Below are 7718 nucleotides of genomic sequence, written 5' to 3'. Positions count from 1 at the left end.
TTTAACTTGGTTTAGCTTCCATCCGCTACCAAGCAAAATCACTGCATTGATTTTATACGCTGCATGACGATTGCGCTCAGCCCTGTGAGCTATGCGCAACGCCTTTAATTCTTCTTCTGTGAGCCAAAATCCTTTCATGGTCGCAAAGGATATACAATTTCCCTTGTTAAATCAAAAGATTAAACCTAATTCTCAAACGCTATGGGTATAGAAACTCAAACTAAAAATTATAAATACTGTTTATGAAATCTTAAGTGATCTTCAATAAATGAGGCTATGAAATAATAGCTATGATCATACCCTGACTGCAGCCTATACTCCAAAGGATAATCAATAGCATCACAAATATCTTTTAGTCGATCTGTTTTCAGTTGATTCACTAAAAACTCATCTTCACTGCCTTGGTCCAACAAAATCGGAACTTTAGTCAGATTCTCTTGCTTTAAAATACAGCAAGTATCATAAGCTTCCCACAAGGCTGTGCTTTCACCAAGATAATGTCGAAATGCTTTTTTCCCCCAGAGAGAATCTACTGGATTTACAATGGGTGCAAACGCTGAGACCGATTTAAACCTGTCAGGATTTCTTAATGCTATCATCAATGCACCATGCCCGCCCATAGAATGACCACTAATACTCCAACGATCACTGAGTGGAAATTCTTTCATAACCAAGGAAGGCAACTCATTCACAATGTAATCATACATTAAGTAATGCTTATTCCACGGGGACTCAGTAGCATTGACATAAAAACCAGCCCCAAGCCCGAAGTCATAATGCCCATCAGGATCATCTGGAACATTATCTCCGCGAGGACTTGTATCAGGCATTATCAACGCAATACCTAACTCAGCCGCTACACGTTGAGCACCTGCTTTTTGGTTAAAGTTTTCGTCAGTACATGTCAATCCCGATAACCAATATACTACAGGTACTGGCTGCCCCATTAATGCCTGAGGGGGCAAGTAAATTGAGAATGTCATCTGACAGTTTAACGTTGATGAGTAATGACTATAACGCTGTTGATGTCCCTTAAAACAGTAATTATCCGCCAGCTTTTCTAATACCATAACCAAACTCCTGATGGCTGGTTTTTAATAATTGACAAACTAAAAGTGAATAACTGTTCGAATCGACTTACCTTCATGCATCAAATCAAAAGCAGTATTTATTTCTTCTAATGGCATTGTATGAGTAATAAATGTATCTAACTCAAACTCGCCTTTTAAATACTTTTCTACATAATCTGGTAACTGAGACCTTCCTTTTACGCCACCAAAAGCCGATCCACGCCATACCCGCCCTGTAACCAACTGAAAAGGCCGTGTATTAATTTCAGCTCCAGCTTCTGCTACTCCAATTATTACCGATTCACCCCAACCTTTATGGCAACATTCCAACGCAGAACGCATTACATTAACATTGCCGATACACTCGAAGGAAAAATCGACGCCACCGTCAGTCATTTCAATGATGACTTCCTGAATGGATTTATCGTGGGATTTTGGATTAATGACATCTGTAGCACCAAGCTGCGTTGCAATCGAGAATTTATCTTCATTAATATCTATAGCAATTATACGACCAGCCTTTGCCATACGTGCGCCAATAATAGCGGATAAGCCCACACCACCTAATCCAAATACAGCAACTGTATCCCCTTCTTTAACTTTAGCTGTATTTATTACTGCTCCCATACCTGTTGTAATGCCACAACCTAAGAGACAAACTTTTTCTAATGGTGCCTCCTTACTGATTTTTGCAAGGGCTATTTCTGGCAAAACAGTATATTCTGAAAAAGTTGAAGTCCCCATATAGTGAAAAATAGGCTTACCATCCTTATAGAAGCGGGTTGTTCCATCAGGCATTAACCCTTGTCCCTGTGTACTACGAATCGCCTGGCATAGATTCGTTTTACCAGAGGTACAAAATTTACACACACCACATTCAGGCGTATACAGTGGTATTACATGATCTCCGGGTTTTACACTTGTCACACCCTGGCCAACTTGCTCTACAACTCCAGCCCCTTCATGCCCTAAAATAGCAGGAAAAACACCTTCGGGGTCTTTTCCTGACAATGTATAATCATCTGTATGACAAACTCCCGTCGCTACTATTCTTACTAGAACCTCACCTTCTTTTGGGAGCATAAGATCCACTGTTTCTATCGACAATGGCTTTCCTGCTTCCCAGGCTACAGCTGCACGTGTTTTAATCATTTTTTAGTTCACTCCATTTAGACAGTGCACACATGTATTTTTCTAAATTATAGAGTTTTAAAACATACAATATCAATTGACGACTTATCAGTCATATAAGCAGAGTAACTGTGTATAAAATAGTTTGAGAGTTGATAAAACCGTACTCCTTCAGGTACCTTGCCATCATATTCATCACCATACGGCTCACGTTGTTCATAGAGATCTTTCCATTCAACTTCAATGGTGTCCTCTCGATAGGTCTCACCACGCACTGTATTGATAAAGGTTTTTTCTTCTTCAGGATCGCCTTTCACCTCCTCCCACTCTTCCACAGTTTTGGGCCAGGTGGCATTGGACATCGGTGAATACGCCGCCCAAATATGAAAACCTGCATGGTGAATCACATGGGGTTGTTGGTAATGGCGGCATCGAAGACGACCTTTTATGTCCCAGCGTTTGGGCTTCTGTTCTTCTTCACAGCAGCCAAATAATTTCAGGGAACGCCATTGACCTTTAGCGACCATTGGCCCTTTGTGTTTTTCCTCAATGGCGTTATCACAGGCTGTGACAGACAAAGTGCGCGGTGTAGGGTTGGCCTTTTTCCCAGTGTAAATTCGTCCATTCCAACACATGAAAATGACCACAGTGCGGACAAGGCACATGGTTATAACGCTGGTCCGAGCGATTAAAACTTTTTTCAATACGACAGGCGTCGGCAATGGTCGGCGTAGAGCCTGAAATGATTTTCCGGTTATGTGCCGTGGTGGTTCGCTTTTCTGCCAACCGTACGGGGTCACCCTCATTCCCTTCTGTCTGATACTTGTCTCTAACCAGCAGTAATAGTAGAAATCGTTTGCTTTATTGCTCTTTAACCTCTATAAAACATGCTGAAATCAATAAACGCGAGAATAGAATGAGCACAGGTACAGTTAAGTTTTTTAACACAACTAAAGGTTTTGGTTTCATCGCTCCTAACGATGGCAGTAAAGACTTGTTTTTCCATAAAAATGATATTCAAGGCCATGCGCCACGCGATGGTGACACAGTAGAGTTTGAAGTAGGCCAAAGCCAGAAAGGACCTTGTGCTATCAACGTTCAAGTTGTGAGCTAATAAAGCTTAAGTACCTATTGGAGCAGCGGCGCATCTTCAAAGCCTTCCGTTAGGTACTTCAACTCCTCGACGTCAGCATATCCCCCACTTGACATCCTCACCGACCTGAAGGACGGTGATTCCCATAGCTAGGCTACGAGCGGTTCAGGTTTCACCGCAGTGCCTAATGGCTCTGCTCCACCCGCTATCACGGCATGCCCTGCTGCTAAAATATTCATGGCTGCATTAATGTCAGCGTTCGCGGTATATCCGCAAGACTGGCACTCAAAACGTGCTTGTGATGCTCTATTTGCCTTTTCGACATGCCCACACTGAGCGCATTTCTGACTAGTGTATATAACTAAAAAATAGGTGTAATGAAGTGTAATTGGTAATAGCGAAAAAGATTCTAAATTTAACTAGTGATTAGCAGCTGCTATCCACATAGTTAAACTCTTGAATCATTAAAGGAATACGACAATGTCTGAAGTTATTGAAGCAAATGTTGAAACAACAATTGATAAGTCAAACTTTGAACAGCAACAAGATGCATATTACCATCATGGTAAGGTTAAAGCAGGTTATCATACTGGTGCACTATTAATTGCCAGAACTTATCCTACAAGTGTTTCCTTGAGAAATACTGATTCAGTTAACTCAGTTGAAGTAAAACAATGGAAGTATGACTTACCAGATTGGGGACCTTCTCGTCTAGTTGCAACTATTAAGCTTAATCCACGAGAAAGTAAGTCTCTAGTACAAGAGTTTGGTAACAATTAGTTATTTATTTCTGCCTCCAGCCGTGCAAAACCAGCTCCAGAAGTTGTTTACACTATCGCACCAGAGTATTAGTAATACTGTATATTATATTCACCCTTTAGAATATGCTCATTCGCTCGGAAGGCATGTGTATAAGACTTAAAATTAATCTGACACATGCTTACCGAGGGAGGGAAGATAAAACTCATTTTCTTTAGTTACATAAATAAGTTCAGCGAAATGCCCTGCCATTCGCTTTTGCTATAAAAAAGCCCCGCTGTGTTAGCGGGGCTTAACCTTAAAATATAGTTCTCTCAGTATGGAAAGTATTATTCCATATCCATTCCACGCTATCAATAATATTTGTTATTTAATTATTGACTTTCTGTCCTGTAAATTCTACAGGTCCATCTTGTGCTCTTGGGTTGATTGTTCCAGTAAAGCCACTTGTAGAAAAAGTCATTTTTCCTTTAGCTATAGTGTCTTTAATTTGTGTTTTTTCAAATGAAACGGTTTTGCTAGAGGCATCATAGCTAGGTGTAATTAGTCGACCAGCGATGGAGATTGTGCCATCATAATTAACTTTTAAGGGACTAAAGTAGCCACCCCACCACGTTGCATCTGTCTCATAAGTTCCAACGAAAGCTGTTATTTCTGGTACTAAAGCAATACGCTTTCCTTCAAACCCAACAGGCCCATCTTGTGCTCTAGGGTTAATAGTTCCACTAAGTAATGGTAATCCACTGCTATCTTCGGAAAAGCTAAACTTTGCACGTACTTTGTGGTCTTTAACTTTTATCCAATTAAATGAAACTGTGTTAGTGCTAGCATCATATTCAGGAGTAATTAAAGTTCCTGCTAACTCAATTTGTCCATTATAGAAAACTTTTAGAGGGCTATAAGTACCTTCCCACCACTCTGTGGTGGTTTTATAAACACCAGCCCACCTAGTTATGCTATTATTTTCTACGCTTAATGACGATGGGTTTAGTTCTTGTGCATAAGCATTTGCTCCTAAGAGAGCACCAACACTTAGGGCCACTAACCAATTATAACTTAACTTCATGTGTGATTCCTTACACTTAAGAGCTGCTATATTTTTAATTCTTAATATTTATTTTCATAATTGAAGTGTAGCAGGATCATTAAATCATCAAACTAAGCACCTTTCAATACTACAAATCCAGTATTTATTTTTTTATATATATACAGATTGTCGTATAAATCACCATTTTGTCGCAAATTTTATCTTGTCATGACGCTTAGTCTTAATAAAGCAGTTAATACAATTTTTACTATAGGTATGCCATTGATTTTATTTTTAGGCAAAAAAAGCCCCGCTGTATTAGCGAGGCTTAACCTTAAAATATAGTTCTCTCAGTATGGAAAATATTATTCCATATCCACTCCATTGAGTCAATAATTAACTATCCAAATTTACAAAGCATGTTTCATATTTAGTAGAGTGACCAGGTCTTTTATATCTAATTTCACAAGCGTTCTTAAATCGATACCTTTTACCCTTTACTTCACGTTTAACAAGCTGTATTTCATCTACCACAGCATCTTCAAATTCGAAGCTATCTGGATTAATTTCAGATACTTTTTTGATTCCTAGCTGTTTTACTATGTATTCGTGACCTTCTCTCGTTGTTCCGTTCTTCAGCAACTTATTTTCAGTTTTTACTGGCTCTTCAGTATGGTTTATATCCAGGATAATTGGGTTTGTAACAATAAACTTCTTATCCAATCCGTTAGTTGATTTGCCGTCATAAACAAGCAATTCTTTCAAGTTAACTGTAAATTCTTGTTTAAAAGGTATAAGTCCGCAATCTTTACGTGGGTTAATAGATAGGTATACCAAACTTGAGCTGGAAGCTTTTTCCACTACATTCACTTCAAGGCCACTAGTACAGCTCAAGTTAGCAGTACTGGTAAAACTTCCATTCCTTTCTAACGTAAATCCACCATATAAAGTGATTGGCTGAGGGGTTGATTCTTCAGCGAATACGCTGATAGATAGTGACAGGCCAACCATCAGGCCAGCTAGTAATTTAGTATAATTCATAGTTACTCCTAACTAATTAGATATCAACTTGATCCGTAAATACTAAATTAACTATTTTCAACCACAATATTTTTTATTATTTATTAACAAAGTTTAATGATGAAAAATTAACAATAATTAATGAAAAAGCTTGCTTGAAACATGTCTAACCCCAATTTTAACTTCTTTATGAAGCGCTGCCACAGTGTTCTGATACACCTCCTTCCACTTACGGAAATACGTGGTTTGTGGGATACCCGTCAGGGTAGAAATCTCTTTAACGGTCGGTGGCTTGTGCCCTGAGCCGTCACAGCTCTTGCACTTAGTACGTCGAGTAACGCCTGTTCCATTACAAAACTTACAGATATTATCTGACACTACCTCATAAACCGCAGCCCTCATTAGGTGTCTGGTTTGCGTACTTTGGTAATCATTCCTTCTACAGATCAGCTCTGCCAACTCATTGATTACGCTAGCATCGCCTGAATACTTAATTCTAACCAATAGATACGGAATACGGTCTAGTCCAGCACATGCGCCAGCAACCATATCTGAGGTGATTTTGGGTACTCCCTTGTCTCCTATAGCTTGGGTTTCTGGCTCCATCTCGTAAGACTGCCAATTTGGTGGCAAGCTATCAGCATCTAAGTACATCACTAGCGATTTATCTATTTTATTGCTTGCACTTAGCAATCTGGCTAATCAATAACTAAAATGTACATAAATAGGCAACATGCTTGTTATTACTTAAACAAGCTCCCAAGGGTTTTACTCCATGGCAAGAATTTTAATCGTAGATGACTCAATAACAATGATAGAAGCGCATAAAGCAATTCTTGAAGGGTTTGGACACACTGTATATTCTGCCCAAAGCGGTGAAGAGGGTGTTGAAAAAGCAATTGAAATTTTGCCAGACCTGATTCTGATGGACATAGTTATGCCTAACATGAATGGATTTCAAGCCACAAGAAAAATCACTAAAGATGAACGCACCAAACATATTCCAGTAGTGATCCTATCAACAAAAGATCAGGAAACAGATATCATCTGGGGTAAGAAGCAAGGAGCCAAAGGGTATTTGGTCAAGCCTGTTGACAAAAAGGAGCTGGCGAGCACGATAGACCAGCTTCTAGAAGAAGCTAACCAGTGAACTTATTTCCCACCATCTCCCGCATAGGACTAGTGGCAATATACAGGTTTTATCAAAAGGAGACTTAAAGAATGGTCTTATACTCTTCGTTTTGAATATATATCGAAGTGAAGACTTATTTAACAAATACTGTAAATAATTTTTTAGATATAACTTACTTAGATACAATTTACTAAAGTTAACACGATGCTCGACTTTTATTAGTTTGAAATGACAACCCCTGACCCCAACCTTTGTTTTGCCGAAACAAATTCAAAGGGACAGGGGATGTCAGTAGAAGAGTTTATCATAGCAGTTTATTGCTGGGTTGATGATACCTTTAATGATTTACTTAAAGGCCAGCGATTACGTGAACGAGGGACTATGCCTTCCCTTTCTGATCCTGAAGTGATTGCAATGGAGCTCATCGGCGAGTTTTTTGGGCTAGATGAAGATACACATATCTGGCGGTATTTTCGCGAACATTGG

At 39.3% G+C, this 7718-nt stretch carries 11 protein-coding genes and 1 pseudogene; 4 read left to right on the top strand and 8 right to left on the bottom strand.

Features of this window, described 5'->3' with window-relative positions; all coding sequences use genetic code 11:
• Nucleotides 1–227: 227 nt before the first annotated feature.
• The 4 genes from fghA to F607_RS36200 are packed head-to-tail and all read right to left on the bottom strand — an operon-like array spanning nt 228 to nt 2987.
• A complete protein-coding gene (gene fghA, locus F607_RS0122860) occupies nt 228–1070 on the bottom strand; it encodes an S-formylglutathione hydrolase (RefSeq protein WP_027709933.1) in 843 nt (280 codons plus the stop codon).
• Between the two features lie 39 nt (nt 1071–1109).
• Nucleotides 1110–2222, bottom strand: coding sequence for an S-(hydroxymethyl)glutathione dehydrogenase/class III alcohol dehydrogenase (locus F607_RS0122855; protein ID WP_027709932.1), 1113 nt, complete (start codon nt 2220–2222; stop codon nt 1110–1112).
• Nucleotides 2223–2269: 47 nt separating this feature from the next.
• Entirely contained in the window at nt 2270–2728 is a 459-nt protein-coding gene (locus tag F607_RS36295) for a terminase gpA endonuclease subunit (protein WP_478206604.1), read from the bottom strand.
• A 31-nt stretch (nt 2729–2759) separates the two neighbouring features.
• Nucleotides 2760–2987: a phage terminase large subunit family protein gene (locus tag F607_RS36200; RefSeq protein ID WP_420864445.1), complete on the bottom strand. Its 228-nt coding sequence runs from the start codon at nt 2985–2987 to the stop codon at nt 2760–2762.
• A 130-nt stretch (nt 2988–3117) separates the two neighbouring features.
• Here F607_RS36200 and F607_RS0122845 point away from each other — a divergent pair, with 130 nt between their 5' ends.
• Entirely contained in the window at nt 3118–3315 is a 198-nt protein-coding gene (locus F607_RS0122845) for a cold-shock protein (RefSeq protein WP_027709930.1), read from the top strand.
• Nucleotides 3316–3443: 128 nt separating this feature from the next.
• Here F607_RS0122845 and F607_RS35925 read toward each other — a convergent pair whose 3' ends face one another.
• Nucleotides 3444–3653 (bottom strand): zinc ribbon domain-containing protein, encoded by a 210-nt coding sequence (locus F607_RS35925; protein ID WP_338112641.1) that lies wholly within the window; start codon nt 3651–3653, stop codon nt 3444–3446.
• Between the two features lie 121 nt (nt 3654–3774).
• Here F607_RS35925 and F607_RS0122835 point away from each other — a divergent pair, with 121 nt between their 5' ends.
• On the top strand, nt 3775–4074 hold the full coding sequence (locus tag F607_RS0122835; RefSeq protein WP_027709929.1) for a hypothetical protein: 300 nt from the start codon (nt 3775–3777) through the stop codon (nt 4072–4074).
• Between the two features lie 349 nt (nt 4075–4423).
• Here F607_RS0122835 and F607_RS0122830 read toward each other — a convergent pair whose 3' ends face one another.
• The 3 genes from F607_RS0122830 to F607_RS0122820 all read right to left on the bottom strand — a co-directional run bounded on the left by F607_RS0122830 (nt 4424) and on the right by F607_RS0122820 (nt 6757).
• Entirely contained in the window at nt 4424–5119 is a 696-nt protein-coding gene (locus F607_RS0122830) for a hypothetical protein (RefSeq protein ID WP_027709928.1), read from the bottom strand.
• A gap of 357 nt (nt 5120–5476) precedes the next feature.
• Nucleotides 5477–6121, bottom strand: a complete 645-nt coding sequence (locus tag F607_RS0122825) for a hypothetical protein (protein ID WP_027709927.1) — start codon at nt 6119–6121, stop codon at nt 5477–5479.
• A gap of 117 nt (nt 6122–6238) precedes the next feature.
• Nucleotides 6239–6757, bottom strand: coding sequence for a hypothetical protein (locus F607_RS0122820; protein WP_157365574.1), 519 nt, complete (start codon nt 6755–6757; stop codon nt 6239–6241).
• A 118-nt stretch (nt 6758–6875) separates the two neighbouring features.
• Between F607_RS0122820 and F607_RS0122815 the strand changes: the two genes are divergently transcribed.
• The gene (locus F607_RS0122815) at nt 6876–7250 is read left to right on the top strand and encodes a response regulator (RefSeq protein WP_027709925.1); all 375 of its coding nucleotides are present in this window, start codon (nt 6876–6878) and stop codon (nt 7248–7250) included.
• Between the two features lie 267 nt (nt 7251–7517).
• Nucleotides 7518–7718: pseudogene (locus F607_RS31260) on the top strand (IS982 family transposase); the annotation flags it as partial.

This window comes from Zooshikella ganghwensis DSM 15267 (assembly GCF_000428585.1).
Classification (GTDB): Bacteria; Pseudomonadota; Gammaproteobacteria; order Pseudomonadales; family Zooshikellaceae; genus Zooshikella; species Zooshikella ganghwensis.
This window is presented reverse-complemented; position numbering and strand designations above follow the sequence as displayed.